The organism is Amycolatopsis sp. CA-161197, from assembly GCF_050942255.1.
In the GTDB taxonomy this organism is placed as follows: Bacteria; Actinomycetota; Actinomycetes; order Mycobacteriales; family Pseudonocardiaceae; genus Amycolatopsis.
The window spans coordinates 8,436,775-8,454,069 of record NZ_CP192059.1 but is presented as its reverse complement, the minus strand read 5'-3'; the positions used below and the strand labels follow the sequence as shown (position 1 = coordinate 8,454,069).

The 17,295-nt window shown below is 70.2% G+C and carries 17 protein-coding genes; 12 read left to right on the top strand and 5 right to left on the bottom strand.

Features of this window, described 5'->3' with window-relative positions; genetic code table 11:
- The first annotated feature begins 82 nt into the window (after window positions 1–82).
- Window positions 83–2,071 carry an alpha-ketoacid dehydrogenase subunit alpha/beta gene (locus ACQPXB_RS39870; protein WP_432846927.1) on the top strand — a complete coding sequence of 663 codons (1,989 nt, stop codon included), beginning with the start codon at window positions 83–85 and terminating at the stop codon, window positions 2,069–2,071.
- A gap of 13 nt (window positions 2,072–2,084) precedes the next feature.
- Entirely contained in the window at window positions 2,085–2,645 is a 561-nt protein-coding gene (locus ACQPXB_RS39865) for a hypothetical protein (protein WP_366588291.1), read from the top strand.
- Window positions 2,646–2,663: 18 nt separating this feature from the next.
- On the opposite strand, the gene ACQPXB_RS39860 is transcribed toward ACQPXB_RS39865, so the two are convergent.
- Together ACQPXB_RS39860 and ACQPXB_RS39855 are read right to left on the bottom strand one after the other, a co-directional pair.
- Window positions 2,664–3,323 carry a TetR/AcrR family transcriptional regulator gene (locus ACQPXB_RS39860; protein WP_366588293.1) on the bottom strand — a complete coding sequence of 220 codons (660 nt, stop codon included), beginning with the start codon at window positions 3,321–3,323 and terminating at the stop codon, window positions 2,664–2,666.
- 32 nt (window positions 3,324–3,355) lie between these two features.
- Window positions 3,356–4,132: an enoyl-CoA hydratase/isomerase family protein gene (locus ACQPXB_RS39855; RefSeq protein WP_432846924.1), complete on the bottom strand. Its 777-nt coding sequence runs from the start codon at window positions 4,130–4,132 to the stop codon at window positions 3,356–3,358.
- A 136-nt stretch (window positions 4,133–4,268) separates the two neighbouring features.
- Here ACQPXB_RS39855 and ACQPXB_RS39850 point away from each other — a divergent pair, with 136 nt between their 5' ends.
- The 8 genes from ACQPXB_RS39850 to ACQPXB_RS39815 are packed head-to-tail and all read left to right on the top strand — an operon-like array spanning window position 4,269 to window position 12,744.
- Complete coding sequence (locus ACQPXB_RS39850) at window positions 4,269–4,535, top strand: hypothetical protein (protein WP_366588297.1); 267 nt, start codon at window positions 4,269–4,271, stop codon at window positions 4,533–4,535.
- A gap of 29 nt (window positions 4,536–4,564) precedes the next feature.
- On the top strand, window positions 4,565–6,595 hold the full coding sequence (locus ACQPXB_RS39845) for a hydantoinase/oxoprolinase family protein (RefSeq protein ID WP_366588299.1): 2,031 nt from the start codon (window positions 4,565–4,567) through the stop codon (window positions 6,593–6,595).
- Window positions 6,596–6,598: 3 nt separating this feature from the next.
- The gene (locus ACQPXB_RS39840) at window positions 6,599–8,527 is read left to right on the top strand and encodes a hydantoinase B/oxoprolinase family protein (protein WP_366588301.1); all 1,929 of its coding nucleotides are present in this window, start codon (window positions 6,599–6,601) and stop codon (window positions 8,525–8,527) included.
- 9 nt (window positions 8,528–8,536) lie between these two features.
- On the top strand, window positions 8,537–8,932 hold the full coding sequence (locus ACQPXB_RS39835; RefSeq protein WP_220243675.1) for a carboxymuconolactone decarboxylase family protein: 396 nt from the start codon (window positions 8,537–8,539) through the stop codon (window positions 8,930–8,932).
- A complete protein-coding gene (locus tag ACQPXB_RS39830) occupies window positions 8,929–9,687 on the top strand; it encodes an SDR family NAD(P)-dependent oxidoreductase (protein ID WP_432846921.1) in 759 nt (252 codons plus the stop codon). Before ACQPXB_RS39835 ends, ACQPXB_RS39830 begins: the two co-directional genes overlap by 4 nt.
- 23 nt (window positions 9,688–9,710) lie before the next feature.
- Window positions 9,711–10,499 (top strand): SDR family NAD(P)-dependent oxidoreductase, encoded by a 789-nt coding sequence (locus ACQPXB_RS39825; protein WP_432846919.1) that lies wholly within the window; start codon window positions 9,711–9,713, stop codon window positions 10,497–10,499.
- Window positions 10,499–12,004: an acyl-CoA synthetase gene (locus ACQPXB_RS39820; protein WP_432846917.1), complete on the top strand. Its 1,506-nt coding sequence runs from the start codon at window positions 10,499–10,501 to the stop codon at window positions 12,002–12,004. The genes ACQPXB_RS39825 and ACQPXB_RS39820 overlap by 1 nt, the downstream gene beginning before the upstream one ends.
- Window positions 12,001–12,744: an SDR family NAD(P)-dependent oxidoreductase gene (locus ACQPXB_RS39815; RefSeq protein WP_432846915.1), complete on the top strand. Its 744-nt coding sequence runs from the start codon at window positions 12,001–12,003 to the stop codon at window positions 12,742–12,744. The genes ACQPXB_RS39820 and ACQPXB_RS39815 overlap by 4 nt, the downstream gene beginning before the upstream one ends.
- Here ACQPXB_RS39815 and ACQPXB_RS39810 read toward each other — a convergent pair.
- Window positions 12,716–14,050, bottom strand: a complete 1,335-nt coding sequence (locus ACQPXB_RS39810; protein WP_432846913.1) for a carboxypeptidase regulatory-like domain-containing protein — start codon at window positions 14,048–14,050, stop codon at window positions 12,716–12,718. The genes ACQPXB_RS39815 and ACQPXB_RS39810 overlap by 29 nt on opposite strands.
- A 50-nt stretch (window positions 14,051–14,100) precedes the next feature.
- Here ACQPXB_RS39810 and ACQPXB_RS39805 point away from each other — a divergent pair, with 50 nt between their 5' ends.
- Window positions 14,101–14,688 (top strand): TetR family transcriptional regulator, encoded by a 588-nt coding sequence (locus ACQPXB_RS39805; protein ID WP_386947041.1) that lies wholly within the window; start codon window positions 14,101–14,103, stop codon window positions 14,686–14,688.
- 160 nt (window positions 14,689–14,848) lie between these two features.
- Here ACQPXB_RS39805 and ACQPXB_RS39800 read toward each other — a convergent pair whose 3' ends face one another.
- Window positions 14,849–15,757, bottom strand: a complete 909-nt coding sequence (locus ACQPXB_RS39800) for an SDR family NAD(P)-dependent oxidoreductase (protein ID WP_432846911.1) — start codon at window positions 15,755–15,757, stop codon at window positions 14,849–14,851.
- A 163-nt stretch (window positions 15,758–15,920) separates the two neighbouring features.
- Window positions 15,921–16,772 (bottom strand): NAD(P)H-binding protein, encoded by an 852-nt coding sequence (locus ACQPXB_RS39795; RefSeq protein ID WP_366583001.1) that lies wholly within the window; start codon window positions 16,770–16,772, stop codon window positions 15,921–15,923.
- Window positions 16,773–16,886: 114 nt separating this feature from the next.
- On the opposite strand from ACQPXB_RS39795, the gene ACQPXB_RS39790 reads away from it, so the two are divergent.
- A complete protein-coding gene (locus ACQPXB_RS39790) occupies window positions 16,887–17,267 on the top strand; it encodes a winged helix-turn-helix transcriptional regulator (protein ID WP_386947046.1) in 381 nt (126 codons plus the stop codon).
- Window positions 17,268–17,295: the final 28 nt, after the last annotated feature.

The window sequence follows — 17,295 nt, the reverse complement described above, 5'->3', positions numbered from 1 at the left end:
ACAGTCGGTACAAGAATCGTGGTTCCCGGCGTGATGTCAAGGGCCGGGGCGAAAACCGGTGAACGGCAAGGGCAGGAGCGTGATGACTTCCACCCGGGTGAGCGACCTGGCAACGGCATTCGACGGCGACCCGAGCGCATTGGCCGAGATGTACCGGCGGATGCGGCTGATCCGGCAGTTCGAGGACCGCGCGTCGAGGCTGTACCGGAACAACGAGATCCCCGGCTTCCTGCACCTGTCCATCGGGCAGGAAGCCTCGGCGGTCGGCGCGTGCCGGCCGCTGGACGATCGGGACGTGATCACGTCCACCCATCGCGGGCACGGCCACTGCATCGCGAAAGGACTCGACGTCGAGGGCATGTTCGCGGAGCTGATGGGCAAGGAGACCGGCACGTGCCGGGGCCGCGGCGGGTCGATGCACATCGCGGATCCGCGCAAAGGGATCTTCGGAGCCAACGGGATCGTCGCGGCGGGACTGCCGATCGCCGTCGGCGCGGGCACGGCCGCGCAGTTGCGGGCTCAGGGCGGCGTGGTGCTGGCGTTCTTCGGCGACGGCGCCGTGGCCCAGGGCATGTTCCACGAAGCGGCGAACCTCGCCTCGGTGTGGCGGCTTCCGGTCATCTTCTTCTGCGAGAACAACAAGTACGCCGAGTTCTCGCCGATCGCGACGCAGACGCGCGCGTCGCTCGCCGACCGCGCGCCGGGGTATGCGATGGACTACCACCACGTGGACGGCAACGACGTCGCCGCCGTCGCCTCGCTCGTCGACGGCTTGGTGCGCGAGCTGCGCGAGGGCGGCGGGCCCGTGCTGGTCGAGGCCGACACGTACCGCTGGCACGGCCACTACGAAGGCGACCCGGAGAAGTACCGGGAGCCGGAGGAGCTGGCGGAGTGGAAGGAACGCGACCCGCTGGTGCGGCTGGCCGCGCGGCTGCGCGAGCTGGGCACGGACGTCGCCCCGATCGATTCCGAGGTGGACGCCCGGGTCGAGGCGGCGGTCGAGGCCGCGCGTGCCGCAGACGAGCCGTCGCCGGACACGCTGCACCACTTCGTCGGCGTGCCGCGTGAGCCCGTGCCCGAGCCGGCCGAGGCGACGGGCGAGATCTTCCGGACCATGGACGCGATCCGCGGCGCGCTGGAGTACGAGCTGGCGCACGACGAATCCGTGTTCCTGGCCGGCATCGACGTCGGCGCCGGCGGCAACGTCTTCGGCCTGACCAGGGGGCTCGCCGACAAGTACCCCGGCCGCGTGCGCGACACCCCGATCTCGGAAAGCGCGATCATCGGCGCCGGCGTGGGCGCCGCGATGGCCGGGCTGCGGCCCGTGGTGGAGCTGATGTACTTCGACTTCGTCGGCGTGTGCCTCGACCAGCTCATGAACCAGGCCGCGAAGCTCCGCTTCATGACCGGCGGCGCCGTCAGCCTGCCCATGGTCGTGCGCACGCAGTTCGGCGCCGGGAAGTCTTCGGGGAGCCAGCACTCGCAGAGCCTCGAAGCGCTGCTCGCCCACATTCCCGGCCTGACCGTGGTGATGCCGTCGACGCCCGCCGACACCTACGGCCTCCTGCGGGCCGCCATTCGCGATCCGAATCCGGTGGTGTTCGTGGAAAACCGCCTGATGTACGGGCGAAAGGGGCCGCAGCCGCCGCCCACGCACCTGGTGCCGCTGGGCCGCGCCGCCATCCGCCGGCCGGGCACGGACGTGACGCTGGTGTCGTACTCGAAGCTGGTGCACGACTGCGTCGACGTCGCCGAGGAGCTGGCAGCCGAGGGCATCAGCGTCGAGGTGATCGACCTGCGGACCATCGCGCCGCTGGACACCGCGACGGTCCTGCAGTCGCTGGCCAAGACCGGCCGGCTGGTCGTGGCGCACCAGGCGGTGGGCGACTTCGGCGTGGGCGCCGAGCTGGCCGCCGTGGCCGCCCGCGAGGGCTTCTGGACGCTGGACGCGCCGGTGATCCGCGTGGGTGCGCAGGGGACGCCGGCGCCGTATGCGCCTTCGCTGGAACGGGTGTGGCTGCCGTCGAAGGAACGGATCGCCGCCGCCGTACGGGAATCCGCCCGCGCGTGACTACGCTGCCCGCATGGAGTCCGGCCAGGTCTCGGTGTGGGTCCCGATCGTCGTCGCGGTGCTCGGCATTCTGGGGGTGGTGAGTGGCCAGCTGATCAACGTCTGGCGCGAGGAACGCCGGTGGGCGCGCGAAGCCGTGCGGGAGGACCAGCGCTGGGCGCGGGAACGCCGGCGCGACATCGACGCCCACTGGCGTGAGAAGCGCTTCGACGTGCACATCGCGGTGCTCGCGGCCTTCCGCGACTGGGAGCGCGCGCTGGAGAAACCCGTCGCGGCGCGCGAGGCCGGCCACGAGCCCGGCGGCCTCGACGAGCTGCGCGCGCTCGACGACCGGGTGCAGGAGGTGTTGTCCAGCCTGATGATCTTCGGACCCCGGGTGCTCGCGGTCGCGGCCGACGAGGTCTACCTCGAGTTCCGCCAGAGTCACGACTACGCGCTCGGCCTGCGGGATCTCGGGGCGCCGGTGAAGAAGCAGCGCTACCTCGGCGTGCTGCTGCTCGGCCTGCGCCAGCAGGTCCGCGAGGCCCTGCAGATCACGGCGGGGCCGGACGAGGAAACCCCGGCCCGCGCTTGACTGCGGTACACGAGCAGGTCAGGCGGGGACCCGAGCGCGGAAGGCCGCCACCCGCTGCTCGAGATCCGCCACGTCGTACCCCGGGCTGCAGAACCCCGAGATCAACGTCGCGCAGTACTCGCGCGACAGGAACGCCGCGTCCCACGGACCGTCGGGACGGGCCCACTGATACGTGTGGTTGTGCAGGTTCAGGAACTGCAGCATCGCCAGCCGCGGGTCCAGCCGCCGGAACGCGCCGGAGTCCATGGCCGCCGTCAGCAGGTCCAGCACGATGCGCTCGAACTCACGGCGCTGGCGCAGCAGGCGGGCGCGGTTGGCGCCGCGCAGGTGGCGGTAGTCGTGTTCGTACACCCAGATGTGGTCGAGGCGCGCGAGGATGATGTCGAGCAGCGTCTCGGACAGCAGGCGCAGCCGCAGGACCGGGTCCTCGTCGAGGGTGGCGATGCGGCGGGCGGCGGTGAGCAGCGGGCGCAGCACGCGGTCCTGGATCTCGACCAGGAGGTTCTCCTTGGACCCGATGTAGTAGTACAGCGCGCCCTTCGCGAGGCCGGCGACCTGACCGATCTCGGCGATGCCGGTGGCGGCGTACCCCTGTTTGGCGAACAGCGCGGCGGCCTGGTCGATGATCTCCTGGCGCTTGACCTCGTAGCCGGGGCCGTGTCCCGGTGGTCTCGGCATGCTTCCCCTCCGCTGCTGGCAGACACACCACTCTAGGCGTCACGGTCGAACGTGGCCTTGCCCGGTCCGTCGCGCAGGAACGACGCCATGCCGGTGTCGCGGTCGCGCGTGGCGAACAGGCCGGCGATGAGCGAGCGTTCCAGGGCCAGGCCCGCGGCGATCGGGGAATCCAGCCCGTGGTCCACGGCCTCCTTCACCGCCTGGATCGCGAACCGGGGCCCGGCCGCGAGAACCTGCGCGTACTCCAGAGCCGCGGCGAGCGGATCCGGCGCGATCCGATCCACGAGCCCGAGGGAGAGTGCTTCCGGAGCCGCCACGCGCCGTCCGCTCATCAGCAGCTCCTTCGCCCGGGACGGACCGATGAGGCGCGCCAGCCGTTGCGTGCCGCCGGAACCCGGGATGATGCCGAGCAGCACCTCGGGCTGGCCGAGCACCGCGGTTTCCGAAGCCACGCGGTAGTCGGCCGTCAGCGCGAGCTCCATGCCGCCGCCGAGTGCGTAGCCGTTGACGGCCGCGACGACCGGCATCGGGAGTTCGGCGAACCGCGTGAACGCCTTCTGCAGTGCGCGGTTCCAGCCGAGCACCTCTTCGAACGAGAACCCCGCCAGCTGCTTGATGTCCGCTCCGGCCGCGAACACCTTCTCGCCGCCGTAGAGCACCACCGCGTGCACCTCGTCGGAGTCCGCCAGGCGCGCCGCGGTGTCGGCCAGCGCGTGGCGCATCCCGGTGTCGAAGGCGTTGAGGGGCGGGTGGTCCAGGCGGACCGTCGCGACCCTGCCGGTGATTTCGACGTGTAGCCGTTCCGTCATCACTGAAGCTCCTCACCTCACCCGGTCCGGGCTTGTCAGGCCGCGATCAGGGTCCTACAGTGCTTCCCATCACGGTTTCTTAGACCGATTGGTACACGAAACTCGGCAGCGGCACAACACACCGGAGTGATGGCCCATGGACGCAGTCGAATCATCCGTCCCCGAAGGACTTTCGGTAACTCGCGAAGAGGTCACCGACGCCGATCTGCAGGCGCTCGGCGTGAACCTCGAGCGCGATTTCCCCGGTTCCACCGCAGCGGACTTCCGCCGCTACCCGGTGCTCTCGGAAGGCGGTTGGTTCACCGTCGTCAAGCACCAGAAAACGCTCGAATCGGTGAGCCGCGAAACCGGCCCGCTGCTCGGCCCCATCGTCCTCACCTCCGACGGCCTCGACGTCAACTGACCACGAATCACCGAAAGGCGGGTAGTTCCATGATCGGAGTAGACGTCGGCGGCACGTTCACGGACGTGGTGGCGATCGCCGATGGCGAGATCAAGACCGTCAAGGTCGCCACGGACGTGCGCACCACCGAACGCGGTGTGCTGCGCGGTGCCGAAGAGGTCGGCGTGAGCGCGTCCGAGGTCTTCAACCACGCCAGCACCCACGGCCTCAACGCGATCATCACGCGGCGGCTGCCGAAGATCGCTTTCCTGACCACGCTGGGACACCGGGACATCCTCGACATCGGCCGCACCTGGCGTCCGGTCGAAGGCCTGACGAACCCCGCGTGGCGCCGCTCCTACGGCGACGCGAACCGGCCGCTCGTGCCCCGGTACCTCCGGCGGGGCATCCGCGAGCGGCTCACCGCCGACGGCGGCATCCTGATCCAGCTCGACGAGGACAACGCCCGCGAAGAGCTGGCCGTGCTGCGCAAGTGCGGCGTCGAAGGCGTGGCGATCTGCCTCATCAACGCATACGTGAACAACCATCACGAAGAGCGCCTGCGCCAGCTCGTGCACGAGGAGCTCGGCGACATCCCGGTGTCGATCTCCAGCGAGGTCTCCCCGCTCGCCAAGGAGTTCGCGCGCGCGTCGACCACGGTCATCGACGTCTTCATGCGCCTGACCTACGACGCCTACACCAAGCGCCTCGACGCCGGCCTGCGCGACCTCGGCTTCACCGGCGACCTCAACTTCGCCGACTGCGCCGCGCAGCTCGTGCGTTCCGACGTCGCGATGGAGCACCCGTTCCGGATCGTGTTCGCCGGTCCCGCGGCGGGAACCGTGTCCAGCGCCCACTTCGGCGGCCTGATCGGCGCCGGGAACCTGCTGTGCGCGGACGTCGGCGGCACCTCATGCGACATCAGCATGGTCAGCGACGGCAAGCCGTTCGTGAACACGACGTTCGAACTCGAACACGACCTGATCGTGAACGCACTGTCCAACGAGGTCTCCAGCATCGGTGCCGGCGGCGGCAGCCTCGTCACGATCAACCCGGCCGGTGAGCTGAAGGTCGGCCCCGGCAGCGCGGGCGCCGACCCCGGCCCGGCGTGTTACGGCCTCGGCGGGCAGCAGCCGACGACCACCGACACCTGCCTGCTGATGGGCATCATCGACCCCGACGGGTTCGCCGGCGGCCGCATGAAGCTCGACCCGGACCTGTCCCGGCAGGCGTTCGAGGCGCTCGACTCGAAGCTGTCGTTCGAGCAGCGCGTGAGCTACGCGTTCAACATCGGCGTGAACAACATCGCCGAGGGCGTCGTGAACATCGCCATCCAGCACGGTGTCGACCCCCGCGACTACAGCCTGGTGGCCTACGGCGCGGCCGGCCCGATGCTGCTGCCCGCCGTGCTCGACCTCGTGCACGCGGCCGAGGTCATCGTGCCGCCGCACCCGGGCCTGTTCTCCGCACTGGGCCTCGTCAGCTCCGACCTCGTCTACGCCGACAGCCGCAGCGCGTACACGCTGCTCACGTCGGAGGCGGCCGAGCAGGTCGACAAGGTCTACCACTCCATGGAAGAGCGGCTGCGCGAACGCTTGCAGGAGAAGGACCGCGACAACGTCGAATTCGTCCGCAGCTTCGACGGCCGGCTCGCCGGCCAGACGTGGGAGACGCCGTTCATCGGGGTGCCCGCCGGCACGATCGACGCGGAGGCCGTCGCCACGATGGTCGCGAACTTCCACGAGGCCTACGCCGAGCGCTCGGGCAACAAGTTCGAGGCGCTGCCCGTGCAGGGCGTGACCTACCGCGTCCAGGCCGTCGCGAAGGCCGACAAGGTCGAGTACCCGAAGATCCCGGAGCGCGCCGCGGGCGAGACCCTGCAGCCCACGCGCACGCTGAAGATCCGCTACCTCACCGAAGACGTCCTCGACGCCGGTGAGTACCAGCGCGCCGACCTGCGGGTCGGCGACCAGGTTCCCGGCCCCGCGGTCGTCCGCGAACCGCTGTCCACCACGTTCCTCGTCCCGGGTCAGGTCGCGACCGTCGGGACCTACGGCGAGCTGCGCATCCGGAAGGCGTGAACCATGACCTCTCTGAAGGACCTCGACGACGCTCAGTTCGCCGAGCTGTACGGCTCCGACCGCTTCACCGCGTCGGTCCTGTCGAGCCGCATGCGCTACATCGTGCAGCACATGTGCACCGGCCTGCTCAACAACGCGTTCTCGCTCATCCTGCGCGACTGGTACGACTTCGCGGCGACGATCTCCGGCCCGCCGGAGCAGAACTACCCGATGTCCTCGGTGAGCAACAGCCTCGCGATGTTCCTCGGCACCATGTCCGAGGCGGTGCGCAACACCATCGAGGAGTACGGCCCGGAGAACCTCGAGCCGGGTGACGTGATCATCTGCAACGACCCGTACCGCGCGGGCAACCACGTCAACGACATCTGTTTCATCCGCCCGGTCTTCCACGAGGGCAAGCTGATCTCGCTCGTCACGCTGCGCGCGCACCAGCTCGACATGGGCGGCGTGATCCCGGCGGGCTTCTCCGGCACGAAGCGCAACGTGTACGAGAACGGCCTCGTGATCGCGCCGATGCAGCTGTACCGCAACGACAAGCCGGTGAAGTCGGCCTTCAACCTGATCTTCGACAACGCCCGCTACTGCGCGCTGCTGCTGCCCGACATCAAGACGATCTACCAGAACCTGCTGCTGGGCGAGAAGCTGATCAACGAGAGCGTGGAGCGCTACGGTGTCGACGCGTACCTCGGCGCGATCCGCTACTCCACCGACGTGTCGGCCGAGTCCATGAGCAGCGCGCTCGCCGAGCTGCCCGACGGCGTGTACGAGGCCGAGGAAGGCATCGACTGCGACGGCGTCGACGACAGCGTCGAGTACAAGATCCGGCTGAAGATCACCAAGGCCGCCGACCGGATGGAACTCGACTTCTCGGGCACCTCACCGCAGGCGCGCACGTCGATCAACGCCGGCATCCTCGACACGAAGACCGCCGTCGGCGTCGCGCTGAAGTTCCTCATCGACCCGGCCACGCCGTTCACCTCGGGCGCGTACCGGCCGATCGACATCGTGCTGCCGGCGGGCACGTTCATCAGCGCCACCCCGCCCGACGGTGCGGTGTTCCTGTACTGGGAAAGCACCGGACCGGTGCTGCTCGCGGTGTTCCGCGCACTGGAGAAGGCGCTGGGGCGCAAGGCCGTCGGCGGCGACTACGGCTCGCTGAACATCCACAACGCCAACGGTGTGCTCGCCGACGGCACGCCGTGGGTCACCACCGCGCAGTGCGGCGGCGAGCACGGGCCGTGGGGTGCGACCGAAGCGGGCGACGCGGACAGCTACTCCGTGGTCTACCAGGCCAACAACCTGGACCCGGCCACGGAAGCCATCGAGTCCGAGCTGCCGGCCGTGGTGCTGCGCAAGGAGTACGCGCCCGACAGCGGCGGCGCGGGCGACAACCGCGGTGGCGCGGCGGTGCTCAAGGACACGCTGTACCTGACGGACGCGGAACACTGGTCGAGCCCGCTGCACACCAAGACCGCGAGCGGGGTCGGCGTCTACGGCGGTGAGGCCGGCGCGCTCGGCGCGACCTGGGTGTTCCACCCGGACTACAAGAACGTCACCAAGGACAAGGACCTCATCGGCACCGAGCCCGAGGTCTACGCGGGTGCCACGCCGGTCGCCGGGATGCTCGACCCGAAGACCAAGACCGTGGATCCGAACGGCGAGTACTTCTACTTCGCCAGCACGCCGGTGTGGCACACCAAGCCCAACGCGGTGTTCCGCTACCTCACCAACGGCGGTGGCGGCTGGGGTTCGCCGCTTCAGCGCGACCCCGAGCGCGTGTGCCGCGACGTGCGCGACGAGTACGTGACCATCGAGGGCGCGTACCGCGACTACGGCGTGGTGATCTCCGGTGACCCGCACGGCGACCCGGAGAACCTGAAGATCGACCTGGAAGCCACCGCCAAGCGCCGCGCCGAGCTGGCCGCGAAGTAGGGAGGACCGTTGTCCGAGAACGGGACGGACGTCGACCGGCAGAACAAGCTCAGGGAGACCTTCCTCGCCGAGCGCGGGTACTGGAACACGTTCTGGGAAGGGCTGCTGAGCCTCGACCCGGACTTCTTCGAGGCGTACCTGAACTTCTCGGCCGTGCCGTGGCGCAAGGGGGTGCTGGAGCCGAAGGTCAAGGAGCTGATCTACACCGCGATCGACGCCTCCACCACGCACCTCTACGAGCCCGGGCTGCGTCAGCACATCCGCAACGCGCTGGGCTACGGGGCCACCAAGGAGGAGATCATGGAGGTGCTGGAGCTCACGAGCGTGCTCGGGATCCACACCTGCACCCTCGGGGTCCCCGTGCTGATGGAGGAACTGGCGGCGCACGAGCAGAAGTCCGCGTGAGCCACGGAGTACTCGACCCGCGCGGCCCGGCTTCCCTGGCCGGGGCGCGCGCGGTCGTGACCGGCGCGGCGCGCGGGATCGGCAGCCGGATCGCGGTCGAGCTCGCGCTCGCCGGGGCCCACGTCACGGTGCTCGACGCCCGCGATCCTGCCGCGACCGTCGCCGAGATCACCGAGGCCGGCGGTTCCGCCGCCGGCTTGGTGGTCGACGTCACCGACCGCACCGCCGCCGCCTCGGCCATGGCCGAGGCGGCGGGGCCGGGCCAACGGCTCGACGCGCTGGTGACGTGCGCGGCCATCTACGGCGAGACGATGCGCCTCGACGAGCTGCCGGAGTCCGAAGTGGACGCGGTGCTCGGCGTGAACGTCAAGGGCACGCTGTGGTGCATCGGCGGCGCGCTGCCGTTCCTGCGGGGCCACGACGCGCGGGTCGTCTGCATCGGGTCCGTGGCGGGCAAGGTCGGCGGCGTGCTCGCCGGCCCGCACTACGTGGCCAGCAAGGGCGCCGTCCACGCGGTGGTGAAGTGGCTCGCGAAAACCGAGGCCCGCAACGGGATCGTCGCCAACGCCGTGGCGCCGGGCGTGGTGGACACGGACATGATCGTGGGCAAGGGGTATTCCGACGACTACAACCCGCTCGGCCGGCTCGCCCGGCCCGAGGAGATCGCGCGCGTCGCGGCCTTCCTGGCTTCGCCGGCGGCGAGCTACATGACGGGTGCGGTGGTCGACGTCAACGGGGGTTACGCGATGGGCTGACGCCCCGCGGAAGGAGGTCCACTGTGGACAAGACAGGCTGCGCGGTCGTCACCGGGGCGGGCTCCGGGATCGGCCGCGCCTGCGCGCTGCGCCTGGCCGAGGACGGCCGCGCGCTCGTGCTGCTCGACTCCGACGGCACGGCGGCCGAGCGCACGGCCAAGGAACTCTCCGTTCCTGTGGCCGCGTTCGCGGTCGACGTCACCGACGAGGAGGCCGTGGCCGACGCGGTGCGCCAGGCCGTCGACGGGTTCGGCCCGCCGAAGGTGCTGGTGAACGCGGCGGGGATCATCATCCGCAAGAAGCTGCTGGAGTCCACCGTGGGCGAGTGGCGGCGGGTGCTCGACGTGAACCTCACCGGGTACTTCATCCTGCTCAAGCAGGTGATCCCGGCGATGGCCGCGGGGGGCGGCGGCTCGATCGTGCAGATCGCGTCGATCGCCGGGCACACGGGCTACGGCTTTTCGTCCTACACGGCGGCGAAAGGCGGCGTGCTGGCATTGACGAAACAGCTGGCCGCCGAGCTGGCCGCGGACGGGATCCGCATCAACTCCGTGAGCCCCGGCGTCGTCCACAGCGGACTGAACCGGGACACGCTGGGCAACGAGAACATCCGCGCGGCCACGGTGGCCAACACGCCGCTGGGCCGCATCGGCGAGCCGGACGACATCGCGCGCGTGGTGGCGTTCCTGGCCGGGCCGGGCGCCGACTACGTCACGGGCACCGACCTGGTCGCCGACGGCGGCATGATCAGCACCATCCACTGGGGATCGGCCGGGGGCGAGCTGCACAGCTTCCACGCACAGGAGCGCTGATGTCGAACTTCGCCACGATCCTCGACCACAACACCGGCCGCTACCCGGACAAAGTGGTGCTCAGCCAGGGTTCGCGGTCCTTGACCAACCGCGAGCTGCTCACCCGGGTCGACGCGCTGGCGGCCGGCCTCACGGAGCTGGGCATCGGCCGCGGGGACATCGTCGGGCTGCTGCTCTACAACCACCTCGAGTTCCTGGAGGCGGTGTTCGCGGTGAACCGGATCGGGGCGGCGTTCCTCCCGCTCAACTACCGGCTCTCGCCCGAGGAGTGGCGCTACATCCTGGAGCACTCTGGTGCGGTGGCGCTGCTGACGGAGCCGGAGTTCCAGTCTGCTGTGGACACTCTGCCGTTGCCCGGCCTGAAACAGCGGCTGCTGCTGGGTGGCAGTGCTTCAGGCTGGACGTCGTACGACGATCTCGTGGGTTCGCACCTCGGCCGCACGGTGACGCCGGCGTCGGTCGGCGCCGACGACCTGCAGCGGCTGATGTACACGTCCGGCACGACCTCGCGCCCCAAGGGCGTGCAGATCACGCACGGGAACCTGGCGTGGAAGAACCTCGGCCACCTCGTCGAGTTCGGCATCACCGCCGACGACGTGACGCTGGTGTGCGGGCCGCTCTACCACGTCGGCGGGTTCGACCTGCCCGGCGTCGGCACGCTGCACGCGGGAGGTTCGCTGATCGTGCTGCGGAAGTTCGACGCGGCCGAGGTCGTGGACACGATAGAACGCGAGCGCCCGACCAACATCTGGCTGGCGCCGTCGATGATGAACGCGATTCTGCAGCTGCCCGACATTCTGGAACGTGACACGTCGTCGATCCGGTTCATCATCGGCGGCGGGGAGAAGATGCCGGTGCCGCTGGTGGAGAAGATCCTCGCCGCGTTCCCGAAAGCGTGGTTCTCCGACGCGTACGGCCTCACCGAGACCGTGTCGGGCGACACCTTCAACGACCCCGAGCACATGCTGGCCAAGGTCGGTTCGGTCGGGCGGCCGGTGGTGCACCTGGAGGTCCGGATCGTGGACGAGGCCGGTGCGCCGCTGCCCACCGGCTCGATGGGGGAGATCGCGTTGCGCGGGCCCAAGGTGAGCATCGGGTACTGGCGCGACGAGGCTGCGACGGCCAAGGCGTTCCGCCACGGCTGGTTCCACACGGGCGACGTCGGGCGGCTCGACGAGGACGGCTACCTGTACGTCGAGGACCGCAAGAAGGACATGATCGTGTCCGGCGGCGAGAACATCGCGACGCCCGAGGTGGAGCGGGTGCTGTACGAGCACCCGGACGTCGTCGAGGCCGCGGTGGTCGGCATGGGCCACCCGCGGTGGGGTGAGGTGCCGCAGGCGTTCGTCGTGCTGCGCCCGGGTGCGGTCCGGGACTCGGCCGCCTTGGTGGCGTTCTGCCGCGAGCGGCTGGCGAAGTTCAAGGTGCCGGCGGAGCTGGTGTTCCTCGACGAGCTGCCGCGGACGCCGTCGGGCAAGGTGCTGAAGAGGGATCTGCGCGGATGAACGAGTTCGACCTGACGGGCAAGGTCGCCTGGGTCACGGGCGCGGGCAAGGGGCTGGGCCGGGCCATCGCGGTGGCGTTGGCCGCGGCCGGGGCGACGCTGGCCGTGACGTCGCGGACCGAGGACGACCTGACGTCGCTGGCGGCGGAGGTCGGTGGCGCGCTGGTGCTGCCGGGTTCGGTGTCGGATCCGTCCTTTGCGGACAGTGCGGTCTCGCGGATCGTCTCCGGCCACGGGCGGTTGGACGTCTGCGTGACCGCGGCCGGGATCAGCCCGACGTTCCGGCGCAGCGAGCAGGGCAGCGACGACGACTGGGCGCACGTGCTCGACGTGAACCTGTCGGGCACCTACTACTGCGCCCGCGCGGCCGGACGGCAGATGCTCACGCAGGGCGGGGGGTCGATCATCACGGTGTCGTCGGTGCACGCGCGCACCGGGTTCGACCGCATCGCCGCGTATGCCGCGAGCAAAGGTGGAGTCGAGGCGTTGTCGCGCGTGCTCGCCGTGGAGTGGGCGCCGAAGGGTGTCCGGGTGAACGTGCTGGCGCCGGGCTACTTCCACACCGATCTGTCGGAGGGACTCGTCACGAGCAAGTGGGGCGAGCGGATCCTGGCGAACATCCCGCAGAACCGCGTGGCCTCGCCGCCGGAACTCGGTGGTGCGGCGGTGTATCTGGCGTCAGACACTTCTTCGTACACGACCGGCTCGACACTCACCGTGGACGGTGGCTGGACGGCGTAAGCGTCGGCTCCGGGGCGAGCACGAAGTCTTCGCGGCGGAAGACGCCCTCTCGGAAGAAGGTCCGGCGTGCGGTGGGCTGGCGGCCGGGCGCGGTCACCACGAGGTCCACGAACTGCTCCGGCAGCCCGCCGACGGCGAAGGCACCCTCGTCGTCGGCGGTGGTCCGCACGAGCTGGCGGCCTTTTCCGTCGGTGACGGTGAGGATCGCGCCGCCGACGCGTTCGCCGGTGGTGGCGCGGACGGTGCCGATCAGCATGGGCACGAGCTCACCGAAGCGGTGGCCATGCGTCGGGAGGGCCGTGGGCCGCGGCATCTCGAGCACGGGATCCTCCACAGGTGGCTCGGTTTCCTGCCTGGTCTTTCGCCGCACCCACAGCGCGTGGCCCACGTTCAGGGCGATGCCGAGCGCGAGCCAGGCGCACAGCACCAGGACGTGCCCGGCGACGCCGGCGCCGTGGAAGTAGAAGACGCCGCGCAGTGCGTCGTTGAGATTGCCCATCGGCAGGATCGGGTGCAGCGCGCGGTACAGCGCGGGCTGCATCTGCGGCGGGATGATGCCGCCGCTGGACGCCGAACTCAGGATGACGAACAGCGTGACCGCGACGCCGGGGAAGAACTGCTTGAAGATCGGCACAAGTCCTTGGGAGACCAGGGAAACCACGAGGCTCGACAGGAACGCGAGCGGAATCGCGACCGGGTCGCCCGGGATCACGTCCATGGCGCGGGCGATGAGGAAACCCGCCACCGACAGGAACGCGGCCCAGCCGACGAACGTCGCCATCCGTGCGCGACGGCTGAGCCCGACCGCCCGCAGCAGCATCATGACGACGAAGTAGCTCGGCAGGCCCCACGCGATCAGCAGGTAGAACAGCCCGTTGCCCAGCGGGTCGCCGGCCACGGTGGGGGCGAGGTCGACGACGGTGAGCTTTCCGCCGGTCAGCGGGGTGAAGGTCTGGATCAGCAGGGACTGGAGGGTGAAGCCGTTGGCTTTGGCGACGTAGAGCACGGGGTGCTGTGGGTCCGGCGCGAAGGCCCCGCTCGTGGCGCGGTCGAGCACGGCTCGGCGGGCCGCCTGCGCGTCCGGGACCGCGACGACGTGGAACCCGCCGGGACTCATCTTGTCGAGCTGGCTTTGGACCCGAGTCGCGGCGGGTGGGCCGGCGACGGCCACCGGCACCTCGTGCGGCTGTGGCCGGTGGAAGGCGGCCAGGTAGACCACGGCAAAACCGAGAAAAAGGACAACAGGGAACCAAAGGTTCTCGGCGAGGGTGCGGGTGATCGAGGGTTTGGCCAGTTCTTCCGCCATGGCCAGTACGTTATCTTGCAGTACTGCAAAAGTGCAGTAGTGTAAGAAAGATGACAGAGGCGGGACTCCGCGAGCGCAAGAAGGAAGCAACACGCCAGGCGATCCGCGCGGCGGCCGTCGCGCTGTACCGCTCGCGCGGGCCGCACGAGGTGACCGTCGACCAGATCTGCACCAAGGCCGGCGTCTCGGCGCGCACGTTCTTCAACTACTTCGACAGCAAGGAAGCCGCGGTCTTCTCCCTGGCGCTCACCCCCGACGGTGTCCGCTCGGGCGTTGCCGCGCGGCCCGCCTCGGAACGTCCACTCACGACCCTGCGCGCGGTCTTCACGGAACGCTTCACCGAGGCCTCCGCCGACCCCACCTTCGGCGAGCGGGCTCTGATGCTGCGCGAATACCCGGAGCTGTGGGGCCGGCTGGCGCACGTCAACAAGCTCGTCGAGCAAGCCGCCCTCGAGTCCATCGCCTCGCGCACGGGCCTGCCCGCCGACGACCTCTACGTGCGGCTCACGGTGGAGACGGCGTTCGCGGCGAACCGGGCGGCGTTCAAGTGCTGGTACCCGGGGAGCGACCCGGACCTGGTGGCGCTGCTGAACCAGGCGATGGACGCACTGGACTCGGGGCTCGAACCGCCGCGTTGATCAGCCGGAGCTGGGGTTTCTCCGGCCCGACCCTTTGTTGCTGAGCCAACGGTGATGCGCCTGCGCGCCGCCGGACCGGTCAGGCCTGCGATCCGAGACCGTTCGCAATGCTGCGCCAGGTGGTTGGATGTCGGTGCCGAGGCTTGAGCGGCCCCGTTGATCAGCCGACGTCGAAGGTCGTGCCCGTCAGTTTTTCCGACCACGTCCACAGTTTGGCCGCGCGTTCGGGGTCCCGGTCGACCTTGACGGCCGTCTTCGGCACGGGGCGGCCGACGCCGCCGCGGGAGGGGCCGTAGAACTGGCCGCCGGTGGCTTGCGGGTCGACGGCGGCGCGGACGGCGGGCCAGGCGCCGCGGTCCTTGCCCTGGGTGATGGGGGCGAACAGGCGCATCAGGGGCTTCGGGTCGGTGATGCCGTCGCGGCGCGGGCTGGCGCTGCCGAGGCTGAAGCCGGGGTGGGCCGGCACGCAGGAGACCTTCGAACCGGCGGCGCGCAGCCGGCGGTCGAGTTCGAAGCCGAAGGACTGCACGGCGTGCTTGGACTGGGCGTAGGCGCGGAACTCGGAGTACTTGCGTTCGGTCTGCAGGTCGTCGAGGTCGAACGGCTGCAGCCGGGTGATCAGGCTGCCCATCGGGACGACGCGGGCGCCGGACGCCGTGAGCACCGGCATCGCGAGCGCGGTGAGGGCGAAGTGGCCGAGGTGGTTGGTGCCGACCGCGAGTTCGAAGCCCTGTCGCGTCGTCCGGCGTTTGCGGCCGGGGGAGGTGGAGCCGGCGTTCTCGATCAGCCCGTCCACGCGGCCCAGCCGGTTGAGTTCCTCGGCGGCCTCCGCGACGGACTCCAGGTCGGCCAGATCCAGGCGGATCGTGCTGATTTCGGCGTGGGCGTGGTGGTTCTTGATCGCCTCGGCCGCCGTTGCCAGCCGCGCCGGGGTGCGGCCGAGGATCACGACGTGCGCGCCGGCGCCGGCGAGCTGTTCGGAGATGAAGTAGCCGATCCCCGCGTTCCCGCCTGTCACGGCATAGGTGCGACCGGACAGATCGGGCAGCGCTTGGGGGTTCCAGGACACGTTCGCTCCTCGGGCTCGGGCCGCGTGCAGCTTAGCCCGGTTGATCGGGTCCGAGAGCTGCGTGGCCGGGCTTGGTACGGGCGCGGATGCCGGGAACTCCCGGTGCCCGGCATCCGATCGCCCGTCTGTGCGGCGCCGGGATCGCCGCCGAACCGAACGGTACTCAGCCGAGGAGCTTCGCGATCGTCTCGGTGATCGGTGTCGTCGGGCGGCCCAGGAGCTTCGCCAGGTCGCCCGGGGTGCCGGCGAGGCGGCCGCGGGTGATGGCGGCGTCGACGTCGACCAGGATCGTCGCCAGGAACGCCGGCACGCCGGCGCCGGTGAGGATCGCTTCGAACTCCCCACCGGGGACGGTGGTATGGACCACCGGGCGGCCGCCGAGCCGCGCGAGCTCTGCGGCGAACTCGCCGTAGCTCCACGCGGTGTCGCCGCTGAGCTCGTAGGCGGCGCCGAGGTGGCCGTCGGTGCTCAGGACCGCGGCGGCGGCCCCGGCGTAGTCCTCGCGCGCCGCGGTGGCGATGCGCCCGTCGGCGGGGACGCTGTTCGCGACGGCGCCACGGGCGAGCGAGCCGGCGACGTCGGGGACCGCCATCTCGGAGTACCAGTTGTTGCGCAGGAACGTGTACGGCAGCCCCGAGTCGAGGATGCGCTGCTCGGTCGCGCGGTGGTCGTCGGCGAGGGTGAAGTCGGCGTCCGGGCCGCCGAAGACACCCGTGTACGCGATCTGCGCGACGTCGGCGGCCTTCGCGGCCTCGATGACGGCGGCGTGCTGGCCGACGCGCTTGCCCAGCTCCGTGCCGGACACCAGCAGCACGCGGTCCCCGGCGCCGAACGCCCCGGCCAGCGTCTCGGGCCGGTCGTAGTCGCCGACGTGCACCCGCACACCCAGGTCGGCCGCCTTCTCCGCGCTGCGCGCCACGGCCGTGATCTCACCCGCGGGCACACCGGCCGCGAGGAGGTCGGCGACGACCTGCCGGCCCAGCAGCCCGGTGGCGCCGGTGATGACGATGCTCATGTTCTTCCTTCGGGTCGGTGGAACTTCCAACGCTCACCGTAGGACCGTTACTCTCTCACGGAAAGTACCCACTTCAGAGTAAGGTACTGGTGTTCGAGTAACCAGGAGGGTGACATGACCGAAGCACTGCCCGAGGCGCCCAACGTCAACCGCGCGACCTGCCCGTCGCGCATCGTGCTGGAACACGTGACGAGCCGCTGGGGCATCCTCGTGCTCGGCGCCCTTCTCGAACGCTCGTACCGCTTCAGCGAGCTCCGCCGCGAAATCGGCGGCGTGAGTGAAAAAATGCTCGCCCAGACCCTCCAAACCCTCGAACGCGACGGCTTCCTCAACCGCGACGCCAAGCCCGTCATCCCACCCCGCGTCGACTACTCCCTCACCCCGATGGGCCACGAGGCCGCCGAACAGGTCCGCAGCCTGGCCCGCTGGGTCGAACGCCGGCTCCCGGCCGTCACGGACGCCCGCGACGCCTACGACGAGGCCCACGCTTCCTGACCCACGCGGCGACCGGTCGGCTCGCCGA

Excerpts from the sequence above, each read along its gene's own strand:
- ACQPXB_RS39870 (WP_432846927.1), top strand. The coding sequence starts at position 83 with ATGACTTCCACCCGGGTGAGCGACCTGGCAACGGCATTCGACGGCGAC.
- ACQPXB_RS39865 (WP_366588291.1), top strand. The coding sequence starts at position 2,085 with ATGGAGTCCGGCCAGGTCTCGGTGTGGGTCCCGATCGTCGTCGCGGTG.
- ACQPXB_RS39860 (WP_366588293.1), bottom strand. The coding sequence starts at position 3,323 with ATGCCGAGACCACCGGGACACGGCCCCGGCTACGAGGTCAAGCGCCAG.
- ACQPXB_RS39855 (WP_432846924.1), bottom strand. The coding sequence starts at position 4,132 with ATGACGGAACGGCTACACGTCGAAATCACCGGCAGGGTCGCGACGGTC.
- ACQPXB_RS39850 (WP_366588297.1), top strand. The coding sequence starts at position 4,269 with ATGGACGCAGTCGAATCATCCGTCCCCGAAGGACTTTCGGTAACTCGC.
- ACQPXB_RS39845 (WP_366588299.1), top strand. The coding sequence starts at position 4,565 with ATGATCGGAGTAGACGTCGGCGGCACGTTCACGGACGTGGTGGCGATC.
- ACQPXB_RS39840 (WP_366588301.1), top strand. The coding sequence starts at position 6,599 with ATGACCTCTCTGAAGGACCTCGACGACGCTCAGTTCGCCGAGCTGTAC.
- ACQPXB_RS39820 (WP_432846917.1), top strand. The coding sequence starts at position 10,499 with ATGTCGAACTTCGCCACGATCCTCGACCACAACACCGGCCGCTACCCG.
- ACQPXB_RS39815 (WP_432846915.1), top strand. The coding sequence starts at position 12,001 with ATGAACGAGTTCGACCTGACGGGCAAGGTCGCCTGGGTCACGGGCGCG.
- ACQPXB_RS39810 (WP_432846913.1), bottom strand. The coding sequence starts at position 14,050 with ATGGCGGAAGAACTGGCCAAACCCTCGATCACCCGCACCCTCGCCGAG.
- ACQPXB_RS39805 (WP_386947041.1), top strand. The coding sequence starts at position 14,101 with ATGACAGAGGCGGGACTCCGCGAGCGCAAGAAGGAAGCAACACGCCAG.
- ACQPXB_RS39795 (WP_366583001.1), bottom strand. The coding sequence starts at position 16,772 with ATGAGCATCGTCATCACCGGCGCCACCGGGCTGCTGGGCCGGCAGGTC.
- ACQPXB_RS39790 (WP_386947046.1), top strand. The coding sequence starts at position 16,887 with ATGACCGAAGCACTGCCCGAGGCGCCCAACGTCAACCGCGCGACCTGC.